Origin of the sequence: Thioclava electrotropha (assembly GCF_002085925.2) — a bacterium.
In the GTDB taxonomy this organism is placed as follows: domain Bacteria; phylum Pseudomonadota; class Alphaproteobacteria; order Rhodobacterales; family Rhodobacteraceae; genus Thioclava; species Thioclava electrotropha.
This window is the reverse complement of the sequence record NZ_CP053562.1, coordinates 2205403-2230365: the sequence shown is the minus strand read 5'-3', so window position 1 is coordinate 2230365 and position 24963 is coordinate 2205403. Positions and strand designations below refer to the sequence as shown.

The 24963-nt window shown below is 63.4% G+C and carries 24 protein-coding genes and 1 tRNA gene; 19 read left to right on the top strand and 6 right to left on the bottom strand.

The window, feature by feature from the left end:
* Positions 1 to 9: 9 nt before the first annotated feature.
* The 9 genes from sufB to AKL02_RS10535 all read left to right on the top strand — a co-directional run bounded on the left by sufB (position 10) and on the right by AKL02_RS10535 (position 8037).
* The gene (sufB, locus tag AKL02_RS10575) at positions 10 to 1530 is read left to right on the top strand and encodes a Fe-S cluster assembly protein SufB (RefSeq protein WP_078571053.1); all 1521 of its coding nucleotides are present in this window, start codon (positions 10 to 12) and stop codon (positions 1528 to 1530) included.
* A 99-nt stretch (positions 1531 to 1629) separates the two neighbouring features.
* A complete protein-coding gene (locus tag AKL02_RS10570) occupies positions 1630 to 2163 on the top strand; it encodes a hypothetical protein (protein WP_078540878.1) in 534 nt (177 codons plus the stop codon).
* 52 nt (positions 2164 to 2215) lie between these two features.
* A complete protein-coding gene (locus AKL02_RS10565) occupies positions 2216 to 2530 on the top strand; it encodes a heavy metal-binding domain-containing protein (RefSeq protein WP_078520716.1) in 315 nt (104 codons plus the stop codon).
* A gap of 9 nt (positions 2531 to 2539) precedes the next feature.
* Positions 2540 to 3313, top strand: coding sequence for a Fe-S cluster assembly ATPase SufC (gene sufC / locus AKL02_RS10560; RefSeq protein WP_075774850.1), 774 nt, complete (start codon positions 2540 to 2542; stop codon positions 3311 to 3313).
* A complete protein-coding gene (sufD, locus tag AKL02_RS10555; protein WP_083076913.1) occupies positions 3313 to 4590 on the top strand; it encodes a Fe-S cluster assembly protein SufD in 1278 nt (425 codons plus the stop codon). Before sufC ends, sufD begins: the two co-directional genes overlap by 1 nt.
* Before the next feature lie 9 nt (positions 4591 to 4599).
* Entirely contained in the window at positions 4600 to 5091 is a 492-nt protein-coding gene (locus AKL02_RS10550) for a Yip1 family protein (protein ID WP_083076910.1), read from the top strand.
* Positions 5091 to 5684 carry a YIP1 family protein gene (locus tag AKL02_RS10545; protein WP_083076907.1) on the top strand — a complete coding sequence of 198 codons (594 nt, stop codon included), beginning with the start codon at positions 5091 to 5093 and terminating at the stop codon, positions 5682 to 5684. Before AKL02_RS10550 ends, AKL02_RS10545 begins: the two co-directional genes overlap by 1 nt.
* Before the next feature lie 8 nt (positions 5685 to 5692).
* Complete coding sequence (locus AKL02_RS10540) at positions 5693 to 6913, top strand: cysteine desulfurase (RefSeq protein WP_083076904.1); 1221 nt, start codon at positions 5693 to 5695, stop codon at positions 6911 to 6913.
* An 86-nt stretch (positions 6914 to 6999) separates the two neighbouring features.
* A complete protein-coding gene (locus tag AKL02_RS10535; protein ID WP_083076901.1) occupies positions 7000 to 8037 on the top strand; it encodes a patatin-like phospholipase family protein in 1038 nt (345 codons plus the stop codon).
* Here AKL02_RS10535 and AKL02_RS10530 read toward each other — a convergent pair.
* The 5 genes from AKL02_RS10530 to AKL02_RS10510 form a co-directional block, all read right to left on the bottom strand.
* Positions 8019 to 8720 (bottom strand): DUF502 domain-containing protein, encoded by a 702-nt coding sequence (locus tag AKL02_RS10530; protein WP_078571060.1) that lies wholly within the window; start codon positions 8718 to 8720, stop codon positions 8019 to 8021. The genes AKL02_RS10535 and AKL02_RS10530 overlap by 19 nt on opposite strands.
* Before the next feature lie 78 nt (positions 8721 to 8798).
* Positions 8799 to 9719: a pseudouridine-5'-phosphate glycosidase gene (locus AKL02_RS10525; RefSeq protein WP_198453179.1), complete on the bottom strand. Its 921-nt coding sequence runs from the start codon at positions 9717 to 9719 to the stop codon at positions 8799 to 8801.
* Positions 9716 to 10618, bottom strand: coding sequence for a PfkB family carbohydrate kinase (locus AKL02_RS10520; RefSeq protein WP_083076892.1), 903 nt, complete (start codon positions 10616 to 10618; stop codon positions 9716 to 9718). Before AKL02_RS10520 ends, AKL02_RS10525 begins: the two co-directional genes overlap by 4 nt.
* A 51-nt stretch (positions 10619 to 10669) precedes the next feature.
* Positions 10670 to 11164, bottom strand: coding sequence for a disulfide bond formation protein B (locus AKL02_RS10515; protein ID WP_232621596.1), 495 nt, complete (start codon positions 11162 to 11164; stop codon positions 10670 to 10672).
* 8 nt (positions 11165 to 11172) lie between these two features.
* Positions 11173 to 11751, bottom strand: coding sequence for a YqaA family protein (locus tag AKL02_RS10510; protein ID WP_078520707.1), 579 nt, complete (start codon positions 11749 to 11751; stop codon positions 11173 to 11175).
* Between the two features lie 135 nt (positions 11752 to 11886).
* Between AKL02_RS10510 and ypfJ the strand changes: the two genes are divergently transcribed.
* The 4 genes from ypfJ (at position 11887) to AKL02_RS10490 (ending at position 16978) form a co-directional block, all read left to right on the top strand.
* Positions 11887 to 12753 (top strand): KPN_02809 family neutral zinc metallopeptidase, encoded by an 867-nt coding sequence (gene ypfJ / locus AKL02_RS10505; protein WP_083076888.1) that lies wholly within the window; start codon positions 11887 to 11889, stop codon positions 12751 to 12753.
* Between the two features lie 46 nt (positions 12754 to 12799).
* Positions 12800 to 12883 (top strand) — tRNA-Leu (locus AKL02_RS10500).
* Between the two features lie 870 nt (positions 12884 to 13753).
* A complete protein-coding gene (locus AKL02_RS21210; RefSeq protein WP_083076883.1) occupies positions 13754 to 16030 on the top strand; it encodes a Hint domain-containing protein in 2277 nt (758 codons plus the stop codon).
* Between the two features lie 210 nt (positions 16031 to 16240).
* On the top strand, positions 16241 to 16978 hold the full coding sequence (locus AKL02_RS10490; protein WP_083076878.1) for a Hint domain-containing protein: 738 nt from the start codon (positions 16241 to 16243) through the stop codon (positions 16976 to 16978).
* Positions 16979 to 17065: 87 nt separating this feature from the next.
* On the opposite strand, the gene AKL02_RS10485 is transcribed toward AKL02_RS10490, so the two are convergent.
* On the bottom strand, positions 17066 to 17254 hold the full coding sequence (locus AKL02_RS10485) for a DUF1127 domain-containing protein (protein WP_078550323.1): 189 nt from the start codon (positions 17252 to 17254) through the stop codon (positions 17066 to 17068).
* A gap of 87 nt (positions 17255 to 17341) precedes the next feature.
* Between AKL02_RS10485 and AKL02_RS10480 the strand changes: the two genes are divergently transcribed.
* The 6 genes from AKL02_RS10480 to AKL02_RS10455 all read left to right on the top strand — a co-directional run bounded on the left by AKL02_RS10480 (position 17342) and on the right by AKL02_RS10455 (position 24856).
* Positions 17342 to 18760: an aminotransferase-like domain-containing protein gene (locus AKL02_RS10480; protein ID WP_083076873.1), complete on the top strand. Its 1419-nt coding sequence runs from the start codon at positions 17342 to 17344 to the stop codon at positions 18758 to 18760.
* Positions 18761 to 18923: 163 nt separating this feature from the next.
* On the top strand, positions 18924 to 19820 hold the full coding sequence (locus AKL02_RS10475) for an ABC transporter permease (RefSeq protein ID WP_083076868.1): 897 nt from the start codon (positions 18924 to 18926) through the stop codon (positions 19818 to 19820).
* A 7-nt stretch (positions 19821 to 19827) separates the two neighbouring features.
* On the top strand, positions 19828 to 20637 hold the full coding sequence (locus AKL02_RS10470) for an ABC transporter permease (RefSeq protein WP_083076865.1): 810 nt from the start codon (positions 19828 to 19830) through the stop codon (positions 20635 to 20637).
* 11 nt (positions 20638 to 20648) lie between these two features.
* Positions 20649 to 21725: an ABC transporter ATP-binding protein gene (locus AKL02_RS10465; RefSeq protein ID WP_078571093.1), complete on the top strand. Its 1077-nt coding sequence runs from the start codon at positions 20649 to 20651 to the stop codon at positions 21723 to 21725.
* 217 nt (positions 21726 to 21942) lie between these two features.
* On the top strand, positions 21943 to 23319 hold the full coding sequence (gene trkA, locus AKL02_RS10460) for a Trk system potassium transporter TrkA (RefSeq protein ID WP_078520699.1): 1377 nt from the start codon (positions 21943 to 21945) through the stop codon (positions 23317 to 23319).
* 13 nt (positions 23320 to 23332) lie between these two features.
* The gene (locus AKL02_RS10455) at positions 23333 to 24856 is read left to right on the top strand and encodes a TrkH family potassium uptake protein (protein WP_083076861.1); all 1524 of its coding nucleotides are present in this window, start codon (positions 23333 to 23335) and stop codon (positions 24854 to 24856) included.
* Positions 24857 to 24963: the final 107 nt, after the last annotated feature.

The window sequence follows — 24963 nt, the reverse complement described above, 5'->3', positions numbered from 1 at the left end:
GAGCCGGATATGGCGGGCGTTGATCAGGTGGAAGTACGTGAGGGCGTCGATCGCGAGACGGTCGAGACCGTCCAGAATATGGGCACCTACAAATACGGCTGGAACACCGATATCGAGATGGAATACGCGCCGAAAGGCGTGAACACGGATATCGTCCGCCTCATCTCGGACAAGAACAAAGAGCCCGAGTGGATGACCGAATGGCGTCTGCAGGCGTTCTCGCGCTGGGAAGATATGCCGAAGCCGAACTGGGCGCTGCTGAAGGTTCCGGAGATCGATTTTCAGGACCAGTATTACTACGCGCGTCCGAAAAGCATGGTCGAGAAGCCCAAGTCGCTCGACGAGGTCGATCCCAAGCTGCTCGCCACCTATGAGAAGCTCGGCATTCCGCTGAAGGAACAGATGATCCTCGCGGGCGTCGAAGGCGCGGAAGACATCAACCTCGAAGATCGCCAGATCGCGGTCGACGCAGTGTTCGACTCCGTCTCCGTCGGCACCACCTTCAAGGACAAGCTGGCCGAGGCGGGCGTGATCTTCTGCTCGATCTCGGAAGCGATCCAGGAACACCCGGAGCTGGTGAAGAAATATCTCGGCTCGGTCGTGCCGCAGGCGGATAACTTCTACGCTGCGCTGAACTCGGCCGTGTTCTCGGACGGCTCCTTCGTCTACGTGCCGCCGGGCGTGCGCTGCCCGATGGAACTCTCGACCTATTTCCGCATCAACGCGGAAAACACGGGGCAGTTCGAGCGCACCCTGATCATCGCCGACAAGGGCTCTTACGTGTCCTATCTCGAAGGCTGCACCGCGCCCAAGCGCGACACCGCGCAGCTGCACGCGGCCGTGGTCGAGATCATCGTCGAGGAAGACGCCGAGGTGAAATATTCCACGGTGCAGAACTGGTTCCCGGGCGATGAAGACGGCAAGGGCGGCATCTACAACTTCGTCACCAAACGCGCCGATTGCCGCGGCGACCGCGCCAAGGTGATGTGGACGCAAGTCGAGACCGGCTCCGCGATCACGTGGAAATACCCGTCCTGCATCCTGCGCGGCAATGAGAGCCAGGGCGAGTTCTACTCGATCGCCATCGCGAATAACTGGCAGCAGGCCGATACCGGCACCAAGATGATCCATCTGGGCAAGGACACCCGCTCGCGGATCGTGTCCAAGGGGATCTCGGCCGGTCAGGCGCAGAACACCTATCGCGGTCTCGTCTCGATGCACCCGAAAGCCACCGACTCGCGCAACTACACGCAATGTGACTCGCTGCTGATCGGCGACAAATGCGGCGCGCACACGGTTCCCTATATCGAGGTGAAGAACAACTCGAGCCGGGTCGAGCACGAGGCCACCACCTCGAAGGTCGATGACGATCAGCTGTTCTATTGCCGCGCCCGCGGGATGGACGAGGAAGAGGCCGTGGCCCTTGTGGTCAACGGGTTCTGCCGCGAAGTCCTCCAGGCGCTGCCGATGGAATTCGCGATGGAAGCTCAAAGCCTTGTGGCGATCTCGCTGGAGGGGAGCGTCGGGTGATCTGCACGCGCGCAAATATCGAAATTGCCGAGGATCTGCCCCATTTCGGGCATAATCCTTATGCATGTCTTAACCTGTCCAAAGGGATAGGTGAGGGCCATGACGGTATCGAGCGCCAGCTTCAACGATCGCCTCGCGCGGATCGAGAAAACGCGGAAATCGGCGAAGGGCCGGATTCAGCTGCATATAGGGGATCAGGAAGCCTGGGTGGCCAACGATTCCGCGATGCTGCGTCAGGTCATCGCCAAGCCGCGTCACTCGCGGCTGGCCGTGTTCAAGGTCCTGCCCGCGCTGATGGTCGGTGCGATCGGGATGATGGTCGTCACCGCGCTCAAGATGCGCTTTCTGACGCCGGAACTGGCCGAAAAAGTGGGCTCCAACCCGGATCTGGTCCTCGTGGTTGCGGCAGTGCTGACCGCCTTCGGGCTGGGTATGATGCTGCGGCTGGCGTCGGTGAAACTGATGGCGGTGCAGCTGCTGGGCGTCGCGCTGGCCTTCGTGGGGCTGCACAATATCGCCTTCTGGCAACCGGATATGGCGGCGCTCGCCTTCACGCCCGACTGGGTGGAGCAGCAGACCGCGCAATTCGAGCCGCGCACCCTGCGCTACGCCGAGACCACCATCCGCTTCTGACCCTTCGCGCGCCCGCTGCGGCCCGCACGGGTCGCCAAACGGGAGGGCGCGCATGATCGTCACCACCACCCCCAGCATCGAGGGTCGCCCGATCGCGACCTATCATGGCATCGTCGTGGGCGAAGCCATCATGGGCGCCAATGTCGTCCGCGATATCTTCGCGCAGGTCACCGATATCATCGGCGGCCGCTCCGGCGCTTACGAATCCAAATTGCAAGACGCGCGCGCCACGGCGCTCGGCGAGCTTGAAGACCGCGCCCGCGAGCTGGGCGCGAATGCCGTTGTCGGCGTCGATCTCGACTACGAGGTCGTCGGCCAATCCATGCTTATGGTGTCGGCCTCCGGCACCGCTGTAACCGTATCCTGAGGAAGAACCATGCTTGATATCAAGAACCTGCACGTCAAACTGGAAGAAGAGGACAAGCAGATCCTCAAGGGCGTCAACCTGAGCGTCGAGTCCGGGAAGGTCCATGCGATCATGGGGCCGAATGGCTCGGGTAAGTCCACGCTGTCCTATGTGCTCTCGGGCCGCGACGGCTACGAGGTCACCGAAGGCGAAGCGCATCTCAACGACACCGACCTGCTGGATTCCGAGCCCGAAGAGCGCGCGGCCGCAGGCCTGTTCCTCGCGTTCCAATACCCGGTGGAAATCCCCGGCGTCGGCAACATGACCTTCCTGCGCACCGCGCTCAACGCGCAGCGCAAGGCGCGCGGCGAGGAGGAAATCTCGGCTGGCGACTTCCTGAAACTGGTGCGCGGCAAGGCGAAATCGCTCAAGATCGACGCAGACATGCTCAAGCGTCCGGTCAATGTCGGCTTCTCGGGCGGTGAAAAAAAGCGTAACGAAATCCTGCAGATGGCGATCCTCGAGCCGAAGATGTGCATCCTCGACGAGACCGACTCCGGCCTCGACGTCGACGCGATGCGTCTGGTGGCCGAAGGCGTGAACGCGCTGCGCGACGAGGGCCGCTCCTTCCTCGTGATCACCCACTACCAGCGCCTGCTCGACCACATCAAACCCGATGTCGTCCACATCATGGCGGATGGCCGCATCATCGAAACCGGCGGACCGGAACTGGCCCTCGAAGTCGAGAAGAACGGCTATGCCGACCTGCTCGCAAAACACGGGATCTCGGAGGTGATGGCGTAATGTCGGCAGTCGAGAAAATGACCCCCGCCGAGACGCGGCTGGCGCGCGTTTCTCTGCCCGACGGGTTCGGGCCGCAACGCCGCGCCGCGCTGGACCGTCTGAACGCGATGGGCCTGCCGGGCCGTCGCGACGAATACTGGCGCTGGACCAATCCGACCGATTTCATCGCGCCCGATCCGGTGCCCGCAGCGCCGTTCAGCGACGACGAGCCGGAGATCTTCGGCGAGATCGATCGTCTGAAGATCGTGTTCCGCGATGGCGTGTTCGATGCTGAGGCCTCCGACGATCTGGCGATGTCCGGCGTCGAGATCCTGCGTCTGGCCGATGCGCCCGACGTGAACTGGGCCAGCAGCCTCTATGGCACGCTGGAAGCCAACGGTCAGGACCCGGTGAAACGTCCCTTCGCGGCGCTCAACACGGCGTCGGCCACCGATGGCGTGCTGATCCGCGTGACCGGTGCCGCCGAGAAACCTGTGAGCCTGATTTACACCCATGAATCAGAAACTTCCGACCCGATCCTGCATCACCTCGTGAAGCTGGAAGAGGGCGCGGAGATCACGGTTCTGGAGAACGGCCCGGCAGGTGCGCGCTTCAACAAGCTGATGGAAGTGGACGTCGCCAAGGGCGCGAAATTCCACCACATCCGCGTGCAGGGCCGCGATCACGAGCGTCGCGCCGTGACCTCGATCTTCACCCGCGTGGCGGAAGGAGGCCTGTTCAAGAGCTTCACGCTGACCTCGAACGGGGTGCTGACGCGCAATGAATGCGTGATCGACATCGTGGGCGACGACGCGAATGCCCATGTCGCGGGCGCAGCCCTTGGCGATGGCAAGACCGGCAAGTTCCACCACGACGACACCGTCTTCATCACCCACGGGGCCGAGCGCGGCGAGAGCCGTCAGGTCTTCAAGAAAGTGCTGAAAAACGGCGCCGAGGGCATCTTCCAGGGCAAAATCCTCGTGAAGCCGGGCGCGCAGAAGACCGATGGCTACCAGATCAGCCAGTCGCTGCTGCTCGACGAGAACAGCCAGTTCCTCGCCAAGCCGGAGCTTGAGATCTACGCCGATGACGTGCAGTGTTCGCACGGCTCGACCACTGGCGCGATCGACGAGACCGCGCTCTTCTACCTGCGTTCGCGCGGCGTGCCGGAAGAGGAAGCTACCGCGCTTCTGGTTCTGAGCTTCGTGGCTGATGCCATTGAAGAGATTGAGGAAGAGCGGTTCCGCGATGCGATCCTCACCCGGTTGGAAGGGTGGCTTGCACGCCATCGCGGCTGAGGCGCTGCGATGTCCGCGAGTGACGATATCCGGCGCAGCTATCGGCGTCCGCGCGTGGTGATGCGCGAGCATCTCGCGCGCCCGGCCTCCGAGCCGCGCGCGCTGGTCTTCCTGCTTGCGGCGCTGACCGTGATCTTCATCGCGCAATGGCCGCGGCTGTCGCGGATCGCCCATGAGATGCCCGACCAGCCGATGGTCGGGCTGATGATGGGCACGGTGCTGGCGCTGCTCGCGACCGTGCCCGTCTTCTACGCGATTGCGGCACTGAGCCACCTTGTGCTGAGGCTCCTCGGCGGGCAGGGAAGCTGGTATGGTGCGCGCGTCGCGCTGTTCTGGTCGCTTCTGGCGGTCTCGCCGCTGATGCTGCTGCAAGGGCTCGTGGCGGGGTTCATCGGGCGCGGGGCGGAACTTTCGCTGGTCTCCGCGCTTGTGACCGTAGCCTTCGTCCTGCTATGGGGCGCAGCGTTGCGCGTGGTAGAATTCGAAGGAAAAACAAACTGATGCAGCCCGATCTTAAAGAATGGCTTATCCGTAGCTTCACCGATCCGAAATCGGTTGCGCGCGATTTGATCGGGCTGGATTTGAACGCCAATGCGCGGTTCATGGCGATGGTTCTGGTGGTCGTGATGACCGCGATCCTCGGCACGCTCGCGCAGTTGGTCTTCAGCTTCATCACCAAGGTGGATATCGGCACGGTGACGCCGCCGCTGACCGTGGTGGGGCTGCAGGGCGCGCTTCTGGTCTATGGCGCTTTCGCCATGTCTTTCGTGGGCCAACGCTTTGGCGGGCATGGGAAATTCTCCGATGCGCTGCTGCTTCTGACCTGGATCGAATTCGTTCTGATGATCGGTCAGATGATTCAGGTCGTGCTGATGGTCTTCTTCCCGATCTCGGCCACGCTGATGTCGGTGCTGCTGGTGGCGCTGATGTTCTACTTGCTGGTGCAGTTCACGATGGTTCTGCACGGGTTCGAAAACCCCGTGGCGACCGGCTTCGGGGTTATCCTGACCTTTCTGGGCTCGGCGATGATCGCGGGGATCGTGCTGGTGTCGACCGGCCTCGTGCAAATGCCCGCAGACCCCGCGTCACTCTGAGGTGCTCCATGTATGATATCGAAAAAATCCGCGCGGATTTCCCGATCCTGACGCGAGAAGTGAACGGCAAGCCATTGGTTTACCTCGATAACGGGGCCTCGGCGCAAAAGCCGCGCGTTGTGATCGATGCAATGACCCGGATGTATGAGCACGACTATTCCAACGTGCATCGCGGGCTCCACACGCTGTCCAATATCGCGACCGAGAAATACGAGAGCGTGCGCGGGATCGTCGCGCGTTTCCTGCATGTCGCCGATGAAGAGCAGATCGTGTTCACCACCGGCTCGACCGAGGGGATCAACCTCGTCAGCTACGCCTGGGGCGCGCCGAACCTCGAGCCGGGCGACGAGATCATCCTGTCGGTCATGGAGCACCACGCCAATATCGTGCCGTGGCATTTCCTGCGCGAGCGGCAGGGCGTGAAGCTGGTCTGGGTGGAGCCCGAGGCGGACGGTTCGCTGCCGCCCGAGAAGGTGCTGGAGGCGATCACGCCGCGCACCAAGCTGATCGCGATCACCCATATGTCGAACGTGCTGGGCACACGGGTCGATGTAAAACCGATCGCGCAGGCTGCACGGACGCGCGGGATCGCGACGCTGGTGGATGGCTCGCAGGCGGCGGTGCATGGCCCCGTCGATGTCGATGATCTGGGCTGCGATTTCTACGTCATCACCGGACATAAGCTATACGGGCCAAGCGGTTCCGGGGCGCTCTTCATCCGTCGCGACCGGATGCTGGAGATGCGTCCCTTCCTTGGCGGCGGCGACATGATCGACACCGTCACCCGCAACACGGTGATCTACAATACGCCGCCGATGAAGTTCGAGGCGGGCACGCCCGGCATCGTGCAGCAGATCGGCATGGGTGTCGCGCTCGATTACCTGATGGGGATCGGGATGGAGAATATCGCCGAGCATGAGCGCGATCTGCGCGACTACACTGCCGAGAAACTGAACGGGCTGAACTGGCTCAACCAGCATGGCACGGCGGCGGATAAGGGCGCGATCTTCTCGCTCACGCTGAACGGTCCCGCCCATCCGCATGACATCTCGACCATCCTCGACAAGCGGGGCGTCGCGGTGCGCGCGGGGCAGCATTGCACCGGGCCGCTGATGGAATGGCTTGGGGTCACGGCCACGGCGCGTGCGTCTTTCGGGATGTACAACACCCGCGAAGAGGCCGATGCGCTGATTTCCGCGCTCGAATTGTGCCACGATCTGCTAGGCTAAGGGCGCCGCTCGGCGAGGGGACTTGCTTTTGCTGCGATGCAGCATAACTCTGCGGCAGGGAGGCAGGCAGCGAAAGGGCCGAGCCGATGAACCGCAAGAGCATTAACCTCGCATTGCAAGGTGGGGGCGCGCATGGCGCGTTCACTTGGGGCGTACTTGACCGTTTTCTGGATGAAGAGTGGCTGGACTACGCAGCGATCTCGGGCACCTCGGCCGGGGCGCTGAACGGGGCTGCGTTCAAGGCAGGCTATGCCCGTGCCGGTCGCCAAGGGGCGCGCGCATCTCTGGATGAGCTTTGGAGCCAAGTCGCCGAAAGCGTCGATCTGCGGCTCGAGCGGCTGATGCCTGCGCAACTGCCCGGCACCGAGGCGCTGACGCGCTGGTTCGACGCCTTCACGCCGGCGGCCTTCATCGACGGCATGTCGCGGGTCTTCTCGCCCTATGACGCGGGGCCGTTCTACGTCAATCCGCTGAGTTCGGTGGTCGAGCGGTTTCGCTATCGCGATGTCTGCGCGAGCGAGGGACCGCGGCTGCATGTCTCGGCCACTAATGTGCGCACCGGCAAGATCCGCGTCTTCACGGGTGAAGAGATTACCGCGGATGCCATTCTCGCCTCCGCCTGTCTGCCGGAGATTTTCCAGGCGGTCGAGATCGAGGACCCGAAAACTGGCCGCACAGAGGCCTATTGGGATGGCGGCTATACCGGTAATCCGCCGCTTTTCCCGCTGTTCGAACCGGCTTATCCGCGCGACGTGGTGGTGATTTCGATCAACCCGCTCTGGCGCGACGAGATCCCGAAAACGCCCGCGCAGATCGACGAGCGGGTCAACGAGATCAGCTTCAACTCCTCGCTGCTGCGCGAATTGCGAGCGATCAATTTCGTGCATCGGCTGATCCGCGAGGACCGGCTGCCCGAAGGGGCGATGAAGGATGTGCTGATCCATATGATCGCCGATGACGACGTCATGAGCGAATTGAGCGCGAAGTCGAAGATCCTGCCCGAATGGGGGATGCTCGCGAAGCTGAAACTGGCGGGCCGGGCGGCGGCGGATCGTTGGCTCGACGCCCATGCCGACAAGATCGGCAAAGAGGCGTCGACCGATCTTCAGGCCTTGTTCGACTGAAGTTTCACCTTGGTTTTCTTCGCGGGTTTCGCCTCTTTCGGCTGCGGGTAAACCAGACCGGCCGAGATGATCAGCTTCGCCGCATCCTCGACCGACATGTCGAGATAGGTCACCTGCGATTGCGGAACGAAGAGCAGGAACCCCGAGGTCGGGTTCGGCGTCGTCGGCAGGAAGACCGAGATCAACGGATCGCCGTCTTCTGCCTTGGCCGCGATTTCGCCCTTCGCGGTCGAGGAGACGAAGGCGACCGCTTTCAGTCCCTCGCGCGGGTATTCGATCATGCAGGCGCGGTCGAACTTGCCCTCGGACTGGCTCAGCACCGTTTCCGCGATCTGCTTGAGCCCGCTATAGACCGTGCGCACGAAGGGTAGGCGGTCGACGATGCTCTCGCCGAAGCGCAGCATCGTGCGCCCGAAGAAGCCCTTGGCGAGCCAGCCGACGATCACGGTGAAGACAAGGAAGATGATGACGCCGAGCCCGCGCACATTGATGCCGATATAGCGTTCGGGGCGAAGCTCTGGCGGCACCAGCGGCAGCACCCAGCCGTCGACCCAGCCGGCCATCGTCCACATGAGCCAGATCGTCAGACCGATCGGCGCAACGACGATCAACCCGGTGAAGAAGGAGGCGCGCAGCGCGGCGAAACGCGAGCGGCGGCGCGGATGGGGGTCGTCTTTGGTCATGATCTGGATGCGCCCTCTCGTGGCGATGCGTTGCCTGCTATCTAGGCAGCGCCGCCACGATGAGCAATGGGCCGCGCATCAGGCGCCGCGAGCTGTGATGATTTCGCCCGCGATTGCGGCAGCAAGACGGGCATTGTTCAGAACGAGGGCGATATTGGCCTCGAGCGAGCGGCCTTCGGTCAGCTCGAAGATGCGCGACAGCAGGAAGGGCGTGACCGCCTTGGCGGCGATACCCTGCGCCTCGGCCTCTTGCAGGGCCTGTTCGATGACCGGCACGATTTCCTCGCGGGCAATTTCGGCCTCTTCGGGGATCGGGTTCGCGATCAGCTGGCCGCCCGGCAGACCTAGCGACGCGCGCGCCAGTTGCGATTTGGCGATCTCGGCGGCGTTGTCTGCGCGCAGCGGCGCGGGCAGACCGGAATTGCGCGACCAGAAGGCGGGGAAGGCGTCCTGACCATAAGCGATGACCGGCACGCCGTGGGTCTCCAGCACTTCGAGCGTCTTCGGCAGGTCGAGGATCGCCTTGGCGCCCGCCGCGACCACGCTCACCGGGGTTTGCGCCAGTTCCAGAAGGTCGGCGGAAATATCGAAGCTGTCTTCCGCGCCGCGATGCACGCCACCGATCCCGCCGGTGGCGAAGACGTCGATGCCCGCGAGGTTCGCGCAGATCATGGTCGCGGCGACGGTAGTCGCGCCGGTCGCGCCCTTCGCAAGGCAGACCGCAAGATCGGCGCGGCTGACCTTCATCGCGTCCTTAGTCTGCGCGAGCGCCTTCAGCTCCTCGGGCTCGAGCCCGATATGGATCTTGCCGCCCATCACCGCGATCGTGGCCGGGACCGCGCCCGCCTTGCGGATCTCGGCCTCGACCGCCTGCGCGGTCTCGAGGTTCTGCGGATAGGGCATCCCATGGGTGATGATCGTCGATTCCAGCGCGACGATGGGACGGTTTTGGGCTTTCGCGTCAGCGACTTCGGCGGCGAAGGTGAGGGGAGCGGTCATGTGGCGAGTTCTCCGGAAACATAGCGCGCGGCGGCGGTCAGGGCGCTCTCGAGCGCCTCCATGCGGTTCGCGCCGCGCTGTTCGGCCACGAGATGTGCGGCCATGAAAGTATCGCCCGCGCCAGTCACGCGGGTCACGAGGACAGGGGGCGGCGCGGAGGAAATCACGTTGCCCGCCGCAGCGCTGCCGTCGGCGGCAGCCTTGCCGCCATCGGTCACCAGCACGCGTTGCGCGCCGCGCTCCAGCAGGGTCTCGGCGGCATGTTCAGCGCTGTCGAAACTGCCCTGACACAGGATGCCCGCCTCTTCGAGATTGACGTAAAGCGTCGCCGCCGGATGGGCCAGAAGCGGCGTCAGCCGTTCCGCCTTGCCGGGGCTGGCGGGGGCCACGCGCAGATCGGCCTTGGCGAAAAGCGGCGAATGCGCGATCTGGCTCAGAAGTGCCTCGGTGAGATTGCCGTCGAGCGCGATGGCGCCGGTCCATGGCTCGTTTTCCGTGCCGAGCCGCCCATCCGCGAGCGGCGCGAGGATTTTCTCGCCCGCAGCCTCCAGCGAATGCGCATCCGCAATGGCCGCAATCAGCCCGTTCGCGCCCTCGATCGCCATATAGCGGTCGGTCGGCAGATCCTCGGAGCGATACAGATAGTTGCAATCGACGCCCAGCACCTCGGCTGACTGGATCAGGTCGTTGCCCTGACTGTCGCGCCCCAGTGCGGTCAGCACCGCAGGTTTCAGCCCATAGCGGCGCAGCGTCATCGCGATATTCATCGCGACCCCACCGGGCAGCCGCTCGATCCGCCCCGGCACGTCGGAGCCTTCATGCATATGCACCGAGGCGCGGCCGATGATGTCCCACAGGACCGAACCGATGCACAGAATATCAGGTCTGGATTCGCTCATGCGCGGTTCTTGGCGCGGTTTCCCGGGCGGAGCAAGGGGCTTTGCCCCCGCTCAGGCGCGGCGCGATTTCAGGAAAGCCCAGAGCCAGATGCCTGCCAGCACGAGCGAGCCGACCGCGTTGAGGTTCGCCATGGTGATGCCGAAGATGTCCCACGGGATCTCGTCGCAGCGCACCAGCGGGGCCTCGTTGATCTGCTTGAGCAGGTCGGCGGCGGAGACGGTGGTGTCGACGGCGCTCGAGGTGCAATCGGTGGGCCCTTCGAAAATCTTCCGCTCCACGCCCGAGTGATAGAAGCCGATGACCGAGGTGGTCAGCGCGGCCAGCATCCCGAGAAGGGCAGTCCAGCCGGGCAGGCGGAAGGTGAGGATCACGATCCCGATGATCGCGGCGGCCAGATGCGGCCAGCGTTGCAGCAGGCACAGATGGCAGGGCGCGTAGCCGAACGCCTGAAAGACGAAGGCGCCGGCCAGCACGAAGGCGGAGCCCGCGGCGGCGAAGCCCACGAGGCTGCGGAAGGAGGTCAGGGTTTGCATGCGATCTTGCATCGGGGGCCTCAGAGATATTTCAGAAGATAGAACCCGCCGATCAGCAGGATGACGAAGATGGTGAAGAGCGGGCCGAGCCAGCGCTCGATGAAAGTTTTGATCGGTTCGCCGAATTTCCACAAGAGCCCCGCGACCACGAAGAAGCGTAGCGCACGGGCGACAAAGGAGACGCCGAGGAAGAGCACCGGGCTCAGGTTCGTAGCGCCGGCGAAGATCGTGATCACCTTATAGGGGAAGGGCGTGACGCCTGCGATCAGCACGGCCCATCCGCCCATTTCGTTGAACCGGGCCGCGAGCGAGTTGAAGTCGTCGGCCTTGCCGTAGAAATCCAGCACCGGCTTGCCGATCGCATCCATGAAACCATAGCCGATCAGATAGCCCAGACAGCCGCCCGCGACCGACGACAGGGTCGCCACCAGCGCGATGCGCCATGCCGCCCAAGGCCGCGCGAGGATCATCGGGATCATCAGCACGTCGGGCGGGATCGGGAAGACCGAGGCCTCGATAAAGGCGACAGCGGCGAGATACCACATCGCATGCGGGTGGCTCGCGCGGGCCATCGTCCAGTCGTAGATGCGGCGGATCATGGCGGCATCCTTTTCCTTGCTGCTCGGTTCGCTTCATCTCCCGCGCGGGCCGCAAGGTCAAGTCACGCGCGTTGCACCTTTGCTTTTCCCGACCTCACGCTAGACTTCACATAAAAGCGAGGGAGGCATTCGCGAATGCAATGGCGAGGACGGCGCGGCAGCCGCAATATCGAGGACCGGCGCGGCCAGCGCAGGGCAGGGGGCGGCGCGATCCGTCTGGGTGGCGGTGGCCTGGGCGTCGTCGCGATCGTCGTGGTGGCCTATTTCCTCGGGATCGATCTGACGCCGCTGCTTGACGGCGGGTCGGGTGGCTCGGGGCAGGTGGTCACCCAATCGGGTGAGCTGAGCGATCGCGAGAAGGCGATGGGCGATTTCGTCTCGGTGACGCTGGCCGATACCGAGGAGGTCTGGCAGGGCGTGTTCCAATCCGATCTGGGGCGGCAATACGATCCGGCGGTGCTGGTACTCTATAGTGGCATCACGCAATCGCCCTGCGGCAATGCGAGCGGCGCGACGGGGCCGTTCTACTGTCCGGGCGATCAGAAGGTCTATCTCGACACGGCGTTTTTCGACACGCTGAGCCAGCAGCTCGGCGCGCGGGGCGATTTCGCCGCCGCTTATGTAGTCGCGCATGAGGTGGCCCATCATGTGCAGGACGAGCTGGGGATTCTCAGTAAGGTTAACGAAGTGCGCGCGCAAAGCTCCGAGGCTCAGTCCAACGCGCTCTCGGTTCGGATCGAGTTGCAGGCCGATTGCTTCTCAGGGATATGGGCGCGCCGGGCCGAGGATCAGATCGGCGCGATCGAACCCGGTGACATCTCCGAGGCGATGAACGCCGCCGCGCAAATCGGCGACGACACGTTGCAGCGCGAGGCGGGCAGGGTGCCGATGCCCGACAGCTTTACCCATGGCAGTTCCGCCCAGCGGCAGCGCTGGTTCGAGCGGGGCTATCAGAGCGGCGATCTCAAGCAATGCGACACGTTTTCAACGCGTAACCTCTAAGCGTACTTGCCTCGGGCGCGGCTGCGCGCTAGAGGACTCGAACTGGGCCCGAGTGGCGGAATGGTAGACGCAGCGGATTCAAAATCCGCCGCAGCAATGCGTGTCGGTTCGAATCCGACCTCGGGCACCAGACCTTCCGAAAATGACAGATCCATGCGCCGACGGTGATCCGACCGGCGCGTTTTGCGCATGTCCTGCGCGGGTGTTTTCCGTGCCCGGCGCCCCTCTGTCCAAAACAGGCGAAATTGGGGCAGAACCCGGCATCGTGAAACGTGGTTATCAAAAGATGATTCGGAGAAATCTCGTTTCGTTCTCAGAACAAACGGGCATCAGATGCCGGATTGCGGCGGTGTTGAGGACAATTGGGACATATTCGCGGCAGAAATATGGTCGCGATTTGGGCCGCTCCGGGAAACAAATCGATCAAGGTATTGTCGCTAAATTGAAGACAGTTTTTCGCCTTTTAAGACAGGCCATACAATCGCCACACAACCCTTAGTTTAAATGTGGCAAAACTTTGGCAAGTTTCCCGACAAAAAGATAGGTCGATCTTTTGCAAAATAGAAACGTCGTTTGAAAACAGGTACTTCGCGATTCGGATTATTGGTGCTCGTTTTTCAAGCAATCCCCCGAAATGAGGCAAGAAAGCGGCAAATTCCCCTTTTCTTTGTGGCGATCAGAAGGGCAAATTGAGGCCAAGCCCTGCTGGGGGGCTTTTGGCCATGGGGGTGGCCGAAGAGAAGAGTTGTCGAAAGAGAGCTCGCCCGGCGCTGCCAAGGGGACCGATCCATAACGGCCTCGACCTTTAGGGCAAAGGAGACGCGGAGCGATCTGCGGCGACTTTGCTGGCAGCGCCCGCGCGCGCTGACGCTTTCCAATTCTTCTCGACATTCACGTTCGGGCTTCGCGTCCGGCCACGTCATGGCGCTGCCGCTTTGCGCCCAAAGTAAGCCACGGCGCGGGGCCACGGAGCCAAGCGGACGGCAAAGGAGAGTTGGGGATGACTTACTACTATTATCATCACGACGACGATGATTGCGACAAGAACTCCGATCCGAACGCTGTCAACGACAGCGCGAACGTGAAGTACAACACCGCGCAGACGATCGCCGTGCTCTCGAATGACAGCGATCCCGACAGCGATCCGCTCAAGGTGACCTGGGCGAGCGATCCGGCGCATGGCTCGGTCACGGTGAATGCCGATGGCACGATCACCTACACGCCCGATCCCAACTATTCCGGCACCGACAGCTTCACCTATCAGATCTATGACGGGCAGGGTGGCTACGACACCGCGACCGTCACGATCGACGTGAGCGCGCCCGACGGCATCGTCGAAGGCACCTCCGGCGGCGATCTGATCGACGACGACTATACCGGCGATCCCGAAGGCGACATGGTCGACAACAACGACGCGATCCTTCCGGGCGCCGCGCCGAATGACGACTACATCATCGCGGGCGACGGCAATGACACGGTCTATGCCGGTCAGGGCGACGACTCCGTCGAGGGTGGCAATGGCAACGACCTGATCTTTGGCGAAGGCGGTAACGACACGCTCGAAGGCGATGACGGCAACGACACGATCTATGGTGACAACGATCCCGCGGGTGGTCCGGCCTGCGATCCGGTCTCGGAGACCGTGGACTGGAGCCATTTCCAGACCGATTGCGGCGAGGTGAAGGACCAGACCGTCGATCTGGGCGAGACCAAGGTCCATTTCGACTTCCAGTCGCAGGATTACGGTGCGAAGGCGACGCTGACCACCGCCGCACAATATACCGAAGCGGGTGAGAACTTCGACAGCTGCTCGGCGCTGCAACTCTATGGTGCCGGCGGCGATTGCGGGGATGGCGTCTCTCCGACCTCGACGACCGTTCTGACCTTCTCGTCGGACAACAGCGATTACACCGGCGAAGTTCAGGGGCTGAGCTTCCGGATCAACGATCTCGACCGCTCCGACAGCTATGACGATCACGTTGATATCGTGACGCTTTCCGCGGTCGATGCTGATGGCAACCCGGTCGACATCACGATCGATCCCGAGGGCAACCAGACCGTCACCGACAATGGGGACGGCACCTATACGATCACCGGTGGCGATCAGGACACCGGCCATCTCGATCAGGACGACAAGATCGGTTCGGTCAAGGTCACGATCAACGATCCCACCGCGAAGCTGACCATCGCCTACTCGAACGGTGGCGATACGGATCAGGCGATCTCGATCACCGACATGACCTATGACACCTGCCCGGTAGAAGACGATCCGGGCGAGCCCGGCGATGACAGCATCATGGGCGGTCTGGGCGATGACGTGCTCTACGGTCAGCAGGGCGAGGATACGCTGGAAGGCGGCGCGGGGTCGGACAGCCTCGACGGTGGCGAGGGTAACGATACGCTCGATGGCGGCGCGGGTGCCGACACCGTCTATGGCGGCGACGATCGCGACCTGTTCATCGTCGGCTCGTCCGAGGACGGGATCGGCGACACGCTCGACGGCGGCGAGGGCGGCGACGATTACGACACGCTCGACCTGCAGGGCGCGGGCCCGCTGCGCGTCCATTCGACGGTCACCGATTACGATCCGGTCTCGGGTGTCAGCACCTATGCCGGGACGGTCGACTTCCTCGATGGCAGCGGCAATGTCACCGGCACGCTCGAATTCTCCAACATGGAGGATGTCATTCCCTGCTTCACGCCGGGCACGCTGATCGCGACGCCGCGTGGCGAGGTTCCGGCCGAGACGCTGCGCGAAGGCGACAAGGTTCTGACCCGCGACAACGGCATTCAGGTCGTTCGCTGGGCGGGCCGCGCCGAGATGAGCCGCGAGCGTCTGATGCACGCGCCGCATCTCAAGCCAGTGCTGATCCGCAAAGGCTCGCTGGGCAACGATCTGCCCGAGCGCGACATGATGGTCTCGCCGAACCACCGGATGCTCGTCGCCAATGACAAGACCGCGCTTTATTTCGAAGAGCATGAGGTTCTCGTCGCGGCCAAGCATCTCGTCGCCAATCAGGGCGTGGATACGGTGGAGACGCTGGGCACCAGCTACCTGCACTTCATGTTCGACCGTCACGAAGTGCTGCTCGCCAACGGTTCCTGGACCGAAAGCTTCCAGCCCGGCGATCAGACTCTGGGCGGCATGGGCAACTCGCAGCGTCAGGAAATCTTCGAGATCTTCCCCGACTTGCAGACCGCAAAGGGCCGCGATGCCTATCACGCGGCGCGCAAGACGCTGAAGAAGCACGAAGCGAACGTGCTGCTGATGAGCTGACCCGCGCGCCCTATCGGGGCCGTGCCAAAGCGAAAATAGCGACCGCGTCCGGGGTTTCCCCGGGCGCGGCGCTTTTTGTGTTGTTTCCGCGACTTGAACACTTCGTTTCCGCTACTCCACACGTAGAAGTGGTAAAACACGTTTTCGCCTTAGAGTTTTGTCGCTATCGTGTCATTCTGGATCTCGACTGTTGGGAGGCAGGAGGATCGGATGACGCGGAGCATGCGCGCAACGGATATCGCGGAGATTTTGGCGCAATCGCCGGCTCAGGGCCTGCGCTGCACCGCGATGGCGCGCACCGAGGCGCTGCGTCTGGAATTCGACAGCCATGACGAAACCGACGGCCATATCAGCGGCTATGACGCGGCGGGCGAGACGGTGTTTTCCGGCTCGATCGCGGCGTTCCGCGCGTCCATTCCCTGCGTCACACCTGAGACGAGCGTAGCGACCGAGGCCGGTGGCGTCGCGGCGGGCGATCTGCGCCCCGGCGCCCGGCTCGTGACCCGGGATTCCGGCGTTCAGGTGCTGCGCTGGATCGGATCGCGGGTCTTCACCGAAGCCGATCTCGCGCTCAATCCGCTGTTGCGCCCGGTGTGCATCCGCGCGGGCGCGCTTGGCGAAGGGCATCCCGCGCAGGATCTGCGCGTCTCGCCCAATCACCGGTTGCTTGCGCCGTTGCGCGGAAATGTCGTTATGGCACAGGAGCTTGTCGGGTTGGACGGGGTGGAGGTCGATCACGCGGAGGGCGGCGTGCGCTATCTCCAGCTGCTGCTCGACGCGCCGGAGATGCTGCTTTGCGAAGGTTTGTGGGTCGAGAGTTTCCGGCCCGAGACCGCCATGCTGGCAGGTTTCGATGCGGCGCAGCGGGCGGAGTTGCTGTCGCTACGTCCCGATCTTTCGCGGCGCGATGCGGGGGCCGCACCCGCCGAGATGCAGTCCAGCGAGTGAGCTTCCACTAAACGGCAAAAAAAGAGCCGGGCGCGAGGCCCGGCTAAAATACGATTCCGGTCAGGGGAATTGCCCGGATCGTTCGCGTCACAGGAAGCGGCGCCCTTCTTGCCGGGCAATCTCCCGGCTGATTCCGATATCTTCGAGCAGATGGTCATCGAGTTTCCCCAGCGCCATCCGCGAACGGCGCGCTTCGAGGACGCGCGCAACGCGCGCGATCAGGCTCAGACGGCCATGACGGGCGGGAACGGGACGGGTCCGCGACAGGGTAAACATTGCGATACCTTTCTGTATTGATACAATGTGATCTTTGTTGCTATAGAAGGGATACAATGACTCCTTTTAGGCAACCAGAGAAATATTGTGACTGATACAAGCTGGTCTCCCGAACTCGCCCATATCTCCGGCCCGAAATATCTCGCGCTGGTCCGTGCGCTGCGCGAAGGCATCCGCCGCGGCGACCTCAAGCCGGGCACAAAACTCCCTACGGTCAGGGACTTGGCATGGTCTTTGGGGGTCACGCCGGGCACCGTGGCGCGGGGGTATCAGATCGCCACGCAGGAAGGGTTGCTGGAGGCCAAGGTGGGGCGCGGCACCTTTGTATCGACACAAACCCAGCGACTCGGTCCTCGAGAGCCGCTTTATCGCCATACCGGAGAGGATATCGACGCCACCCCGGACGATCTGGTCAATCTCAGATCGCCACAATTGCCCGATGTCGGCCAGACAAAAGCGCTACAATGGGCGATGACCGAAGCCGCCCGCGACATCGGCAAGACTTATCTGCAATATCCCGGCCTGCGCCGCGACGCCTATTGCCGCGAGGCGGTGATGGACTGGTTTCCGAAAGATTGCTCGCTCGCGTCGGAGCTCAATGCCGACGACCTCGTGCTGACCCATGGCGGGCAGAACGGGATCAACCTCGTGATGCAGACCTGCCTGCGGGGCGACCGCCCCGGTGTCTATATCGAGGAGCTGGCCTATCCCGGGTTCCGGCACGCGGCGCGGCTGAACCGCGCCGAGGTGCATCCGGTCGCGATCGACGCACAAGGCATGATCCCCGATGCGCTCGACGCGGCCTGCCGCAAACATGGCGGCCAGATCGTCTGCATCACGCCCGATGCGCAGAACCCCACGGCGGGGCGGATGGACGCCGCGCGTCGCGAAGCGTTGGCCGAGGTCGCGCGCCGCCACGATCTGCAGATCATCGAGGACGATTGCTACACTGCGCCGGTCACGGGTCTCCCGAGCTTCCGCGTCATCGCGCCGGAGCGCAGCTGGCATGTCACCTCGCTGTCGAAAACGATCTCGGCGGGCATGCGCTTCGGCGTTGTGGCCGCGCCCGAGGGCATGGGCGAGGTGGGGCGGCTGGCGGCCCAGCACAGTTTCTTCGGTCTCGCGCGTCCGATCACTGACATGGTCGCGCTGCTGTTCGAGAGCGGCGAGGCGATGCGCCTGCGTTACGCCGCGCAGGAGGAGATGGGGCGGCGGCTGCAGATGACGGTGCAATCGCTGGCGGGTCAGGACTTCAACTGGCTGCCGGGGCTGAGCTTCCTCTGGCTGAAACTGCCGATGGGCTGGCGCGGCTCCACCTTCGCGCGCATGGCGGAGATGGAAGGCGTGCTGCTGCGCTCGGCCGACGAGTATGTCGTGCAGGACGGGCAGGCGCCCAACGCGGTGCGTATAGCGATGGCGGGCTCGGTGCCGGAGGAGCGTTTCCGCACGGCGCTGCGCACGCTGACGGGTCTGCTGGAGCGGATGCCCGACGATCTGCCCGTCTGATGGCCTAAGCCTCACGCATCGCCGCCGAAGCGTACTGCACAAATTTACGGCACCTGCCTTGCTCTTACGCGAGTAGGGGCGGTTGCCCTCTTTTCACGCCCGCGACCTTGTGCTTTCGTGACATCCAACGACGCCCGAGACGGGTGCAAATCGGGAGAGATGGATGGCGGGTAAAGGGGAGAGCTGGCTGCGCAGCGAGTCCGCGCAGGGCTATGCGTTGATCTCGCCGTCCTTCCTCTATGCCGTTCTTTTGCTGGCCGCGCCGCTGGTCACGATCCTTGCCTATTCCTTCTTCCAGGACGGCTATCTGACGGTGGTGCATGAATTCACCCTGCAGAATTACATCGCCACATGGACCGATCCGATCTTCCGCGTGATTCTGGTCCGCTCTCTCTTCGTGGCAGGGTTGGTGACGCTGATCACGGTCGCGCTGGCCTTCCCGATTGCCTATTATCTGAGCTTCGGTCTGGCACCGAACCAGAAGGCCCGGTGGATCTTCCTGATCACGATTCCCTTCTGGACCTCCTATCTTATCCGCGTGTTCCTGTGGAAGGTGATCCTTGGCTATAACGGCGTGATCAACTCGGCTCTGGAAAGTATCGGGATCATCGGGCCGAACGGGCTGATCGCGGACCCGCTGCAGATGCTCAATTCGGTGGGGGCGATCGCGCTGACGCTGGCCCATGCCTATGCGCCCTTCGCGATCCTGCCGATCTTCGTGAGCCTCGAGAAGATCGACCGCTCGCTGCTGGAGGCGGGGCAGGATCTGGGCGAGAGCCGCTGGCGCACCTTCCTGCGTGTGACGTTGCCCTTGGCGATGCCGGGCGTGGTGGCCGCGACCCTGATCGTCTTCATCCCGACGGTGGGCGATTACGTCACGCCTGAGCTGATCGGGGGCGGCAAGATGCCGATGGTCGCGAACCTCATTCAGGCGCAGATGCTGCCCCTGGACAACCGTCCGATGGGCTCGGCCATCGCGGTCAGCTCGCTTCTGGTGGTCGCCGCGCTGTCGCTGGTGTTCTTGTGGCTCAATCGCCGCTTCCTGAAGGTCGGAAAGTGAGCCTCGCATGAAAATCCCGTCCCTCAAGATCTACGCGATCGCTTACCTAATCTTTCTCTATGCGCCGATTTTCCTGCTGCCGCTGTTTGCGTTCAATGACGGCACGATCATCGCCTTTCCGCTGAAGGGCTTCACGACCGACTGGTTCGCGAAGATGGCCGAGAACGACACGCTGCGCCACGCGCTGTCGAATTCGCTGATCATCGCGCTGACCTCCTCGGCGGGGGCCACGATCTTTGCGATTTTCGCCGCCCGCGCCTCGACGCGCTATCGCTTCAAGGGCAAGGGCGGGATCATGGGGCTGATCCTGCTGCCGATGGTGCTGCCCGATATCCTGATGGGGATGTCGCTGCTGTTGGTGATGCTCGAAGTGCTGAAGGTGAACCTGTCGATTGCGACGGTGATTTTGGGCCATGTGATCATCTCGCTGCCCTATGCGATCGCGGTGCTGCAAACGGCTTTCGCGACGCTGGATCAGTCGCTGGAAGAGGCGGCGGTCGATCTGGGCGAAACCCGCATGTCGACCTTTCGGCTCATCGTTCTGCCACTGGTGATGCCCGGAATCATCTCGGCCTTTCTGATCTCTTTCACGATCTCGCTCGACGAATTCATCGTGGCCTTCTTCCTTGCGGGCAACCAGCCCACGCTCCCCACCTATATCTTTTCCCAGCTGCGTTTCCCGTCGGCGATCCCGGTCATCATGGCGCTTGGCACCTGCCTCGTCGCGGCCTCGATCCTGCTTCTGAGCGTGGCCGAATTCTTCCGTCGGCGCGGGGTCAAACGGACCGGCGCCAAGGATACCGGAGGTTTCCTGTGACCGACAAACCGATGATCGCCTTTCAGGACGTTCATAAATATTACGGCGATTATCACGCGTTGCGCGGCATCACCGCCGAGATACGCGCGGGTGAGTTCTTCTCGCTGCTCGGTCCGTCGGGCTGTGGCAAGACCACGCTTCTGCGCACCATCGCGGGGTTCGAGGAGATTTCCTCAGGCGCGGTGCTGATCGACGGCAAGACGATGGTGGGCGTGCCGCCGAACAAGCGGCCCACCAACATGGTGTTCCAGTCCTACGCGATCTTCCCGCATCTGAGCGTGGCCGAGAATGTGGGCTTCGGCCTGCGCCGCGATCCGCGCTCGAAATCGGAGAAAGCCAAGCTGGTCGAGGAATCGCTCGAGATGGTCGGGCTTTCCGGCTATGGCGCCCGCGCGGCCCATGCGCTCTCGGGCGGGCAGCGCCAGCGCGTCGCACTGGCCCGTGCGCTGATCCTCAAGCCTAAGGTTTTGTTGCTCGATGAGCCGCTCTCGGCGCTCGACCGCAAGATCCGCGAGCAGATGCAGGTCGAGCTGATCAAGCTGCAGCGCGAGGTCGGCATCACCTTCGTTCTGGTGACCCACGATCAGGAAGAGGCGCTGGTCATGTCGGACCGGATCGCGGTGATGTTCGAAGGCGAGATCGCCCAGCTTGCCGATCCCGAAGTGCTCTATGGCAGGCCCAATTCGCGCCGCGTGGCCGATTTCATCGGGGTGATGAACTTCCTGCCCGCCTCGGTGACGGATGGGCCGGGCGATGCGGTCACGGCGGAGGTCGCAGGTCTCGGGCGACTAGAGGTCGCGCCGAGCCAGATTTCGAGCGCGCCTGCTGGCGATGGGGCGGCGGTGGGGTTCCGTCCGGAAACTCTAACGCTTCTTTACGAAGGTCAACAGGCCTCGGATCGCGAAGCACCCGGCACGATCGACGAGGTCGTCTATTACGGCGACATGACCTATTACGACGTGCGCTTGGACGGGACCGAAAAGCCGGTCCGCATCTCGATGCGCAACGTCTTCGGGCGTCCCGTGCTGGAGGTCGGCACCCGCACCCGCGTCGCATGGTCGCCCGGGGCGCTGGTTCTGTTCCGGTGAACCGGGCAGGGGGCGTTGCCCCCGTTGCCGGGGGGCGACAGTCGATCAACAAAGAGGGGGCGCTGCCCCCGCTCCCTGCGGGAGCCCCCCGGGATATTTTACCCAAGAGGAAGGGGCTTTGGTTTTCGCCGCGACGTGCGCCTTGCACGTTTGCCATTTGACCACCCCCGGCAACGCGGCCTAGATAGGGGCCAAGTGAGGCGCGGAGGCATTTGCCATGAAGGTCATCATCTGCGGTGCGGGTCAGGTCGGTTGGCAGATCGCGCGCCATCTGGCGGGCGAGCGCAACGACGTCACGGTGGTCGATTCCAATCCCGAGCTGGTGCGGCGCGCGGCCGATACGCTCGACGTCCAGGGTGTGGTGGGGTTCGCCTCGCATCCCGATATTCTCGAGCAGGCCGGCGCGCGCGACTGCGATCTGATGATCGCCGCGACCCATTCCGACGAGGTCAACATGGTGACCTGTCAGGTCGCGATGTCGGTCTTCGGGATCACGCGCAAGATCGCCCGCATCCGGGCGCAAAGCTATCTGCAGCCGCAATATTCCGATCTTTACCGTCGCGACCACCTGCCGATCGACGTGATCATCTCGCCCGAGCGCGAGGTGGCCGAGGCCGCGCTGCGCCGATTGGCGGCACCCTCGACCTTCGACACGGAGAGCTTCCTCGACGAGCAGCTGCAGCTGCTGGGGATCGAGCTCGATGCCGATTGTCCGGTGCTCGACACGCCGCTGCGCCAGCTCACCGATTTGTTTTCGACGCTGCGCGCGGTCGTGGTGGGCATTCGCCGCGAGGGGCGGCTGTTCGCGCCCGAGCCGGGCGATCAGCTGTTTGCGGGCGATCAGATCTATGTCTTCGCCCATGTAGAGGACGTGAACCGGACGCTCGATATCTTCGGCAAGTCGACCCAGAAGCAGGAACGCATCGTCATCATCGGCGGCGGGAATGTGGGTCTCAGCGTGGCCAAGGCGCTCGAAGCGCGGACCGAGCGGGTGCGCGCCAAGATCATCGAACGCTCGCGCGCGCAGGCCGAGAAGGCCGCCGATGCACTGGACCGGACCATCGTGCTCAATGGCGACGGGATGAGCTCGGAATTGCTGGAGGAGGCGAATATCGCCACCGCCGATGCGGTTCTGGCAATCACCGATGACGACAAGACCAACATCCTCGTCTCGGTGCGCGCCAAGCAGGCGGGCTGCCGGATGGCGATCTGTCTGATCAACGATCCCACGCTGGCGCCCTTGCTGAGTGCGCTCGATATCGACGCCTATATCAACCCGCGCGCGACGACCGTGTCCTCGATCCTGCGCCATATCCGGCATGGCCGGGTGCGCGCGATCTACTCGATCGGGGATGCCGAGGGCGAGGCGATCGAGGCGCAGGTGATGGGCACCTCGCCGATGTCGGGCAAGGCGGTGCGCGACGTCGATTTCCCCGAAGGCGTGCTGATCGGCGCGATCCGCAAGGGCGACAAGATCGTCAAACCCACCGGCAATACCCGCATCGAAGAAGGCGATATCGTGGTCCTGTTCGCGCTGACCTCCGATGTGCCCGAAGTGGAGCGCCTGTTGCAGGTCTCCATCGACTTCTTCTAAGGGCGGGTCCCCGATGGAACGCATGATCAAGGCCTTGCCGCTGCCGATCCTCCTGATGGGAGTTTCGGCGCTGGCGATGTATGTGCCCGCGATCCATGCGCTTTTGACCCACCATCACCACACGGCGCGGTCCTTCTTCTATTCGGCCACGCTGTTTCTTTTCGCGACCGCGCTGATCGGCTTAGCCAACGGGTCGAACCCGCGGCCTGCGCGCGCCGGGCGGGCGAGCCTTTTGATCATGCTTGCCGCCTTCACGGTGCTGCCGCTGATGCTGGCGGTGCCGTTCTATATCGCGGTGCGCGACACCTCGTTCTTCAACAGCTGGTGGGAGATGGTTTCGGCCTTCACGACCACCGGCGGCACGCTCTACGAGCCCACCCGGCTGGTCGGGTCGGTCCATCTGTGGCGCGGGCTGGTCGCTTGGATGGGCGGGTTCTTCATCCTCGTGATGGCGATCGCGGTGCTGGCGCCGATGCGGCTGGGTGGGTTCGAGGTGTTCTTCTCGGGCGGTCCTTCCGGCGCACCGGCCGCTGCGGCCCCGGCGGCCGATGGCGGGGCGGAAATGTCCGAGCGCATCGCCCATTACGCGGTGTCGCTCGCGCCGATCTATACCGGGCTGACGGTGCTCTTGTGGGTCTGCCTGCTGATGGCGGGGGACCGGTCGCTGACGGCGCTGATCCATGCGATGTCCACACTGTCGACCTCGGGGATTTCGCCGGTCGGCGGGATGGCCAATGCGCGCTCCGGCATGGCGGGCGAGATGGTGATCTTCGTGTTCTTCCTGCCCGCGCTGTCGCGCAGGCTCTGGCCGGGCGGGGGCGAGCTGCGCGCCTCGCCGAAGCTGATCGACGATCCCGAACTGCGTCTGGCTGCAGCGCTGGTGATCCTCGTGCCGCTGTTTCTCTTCATCCGTCACTGGATCGCGGCGCTGGAAGTGCGCACGCCGGGCGATTTCGGCGCGATCTTCAAATCGATCTGGGGGTCGCTGTTCACCTCGCTGTCCTTCCTGACCACAACCGGCTTCGAATCGTCGGCGTGGCATGACGCGCGCGACTGGTCGGGTCTGGGCACGCCGGGCCTGATCCTCGCGGGGCTTGCGATCATCGGCGGCGGGGTCGCGACGACGGCGGGCGGCGTGCGGCTGCTGCGGGTCTATGCACTGCTGCGCCACGGCGAGCGCGAGCTCGACAAGCTGATCTACCCGAACTCCATCGCGGGCGGTGGCATGATGGCGCGCCGGTTGCGCCGGGAGGGCGCCTATATCAGCTGGATCGTGTTCATGTTGTTCGCGATCTCGATCGGCGGGGTGATGATGGCAGTCTCGCTGTTCGGCCTGTCTTTCGAACCGGCGACGATTCTGACGATCGCGGCGCTGTCGAATACCGGTCCGCTGGCGGGGATTGCGGCGGATGTGCCGCTGAGCTGGGCCCATCTGAGCGAGCCCATCAAGGCCATATTCGCCTTCGCCATGGTGCTTGGGCGGCTCGAGACGCTGGCCATCATCGCGCTCTTCAACCCCGAGTTCTGGCGCTCCTGAATCCCGGATTTGATACGCAAATTCTGGCTCAGGGCCTAACAAACTGTTTTTTGGGCTGGAATCTCCCGCTCTGCACTGCATACTTGAATCAAATGGGTGTCTTTGAC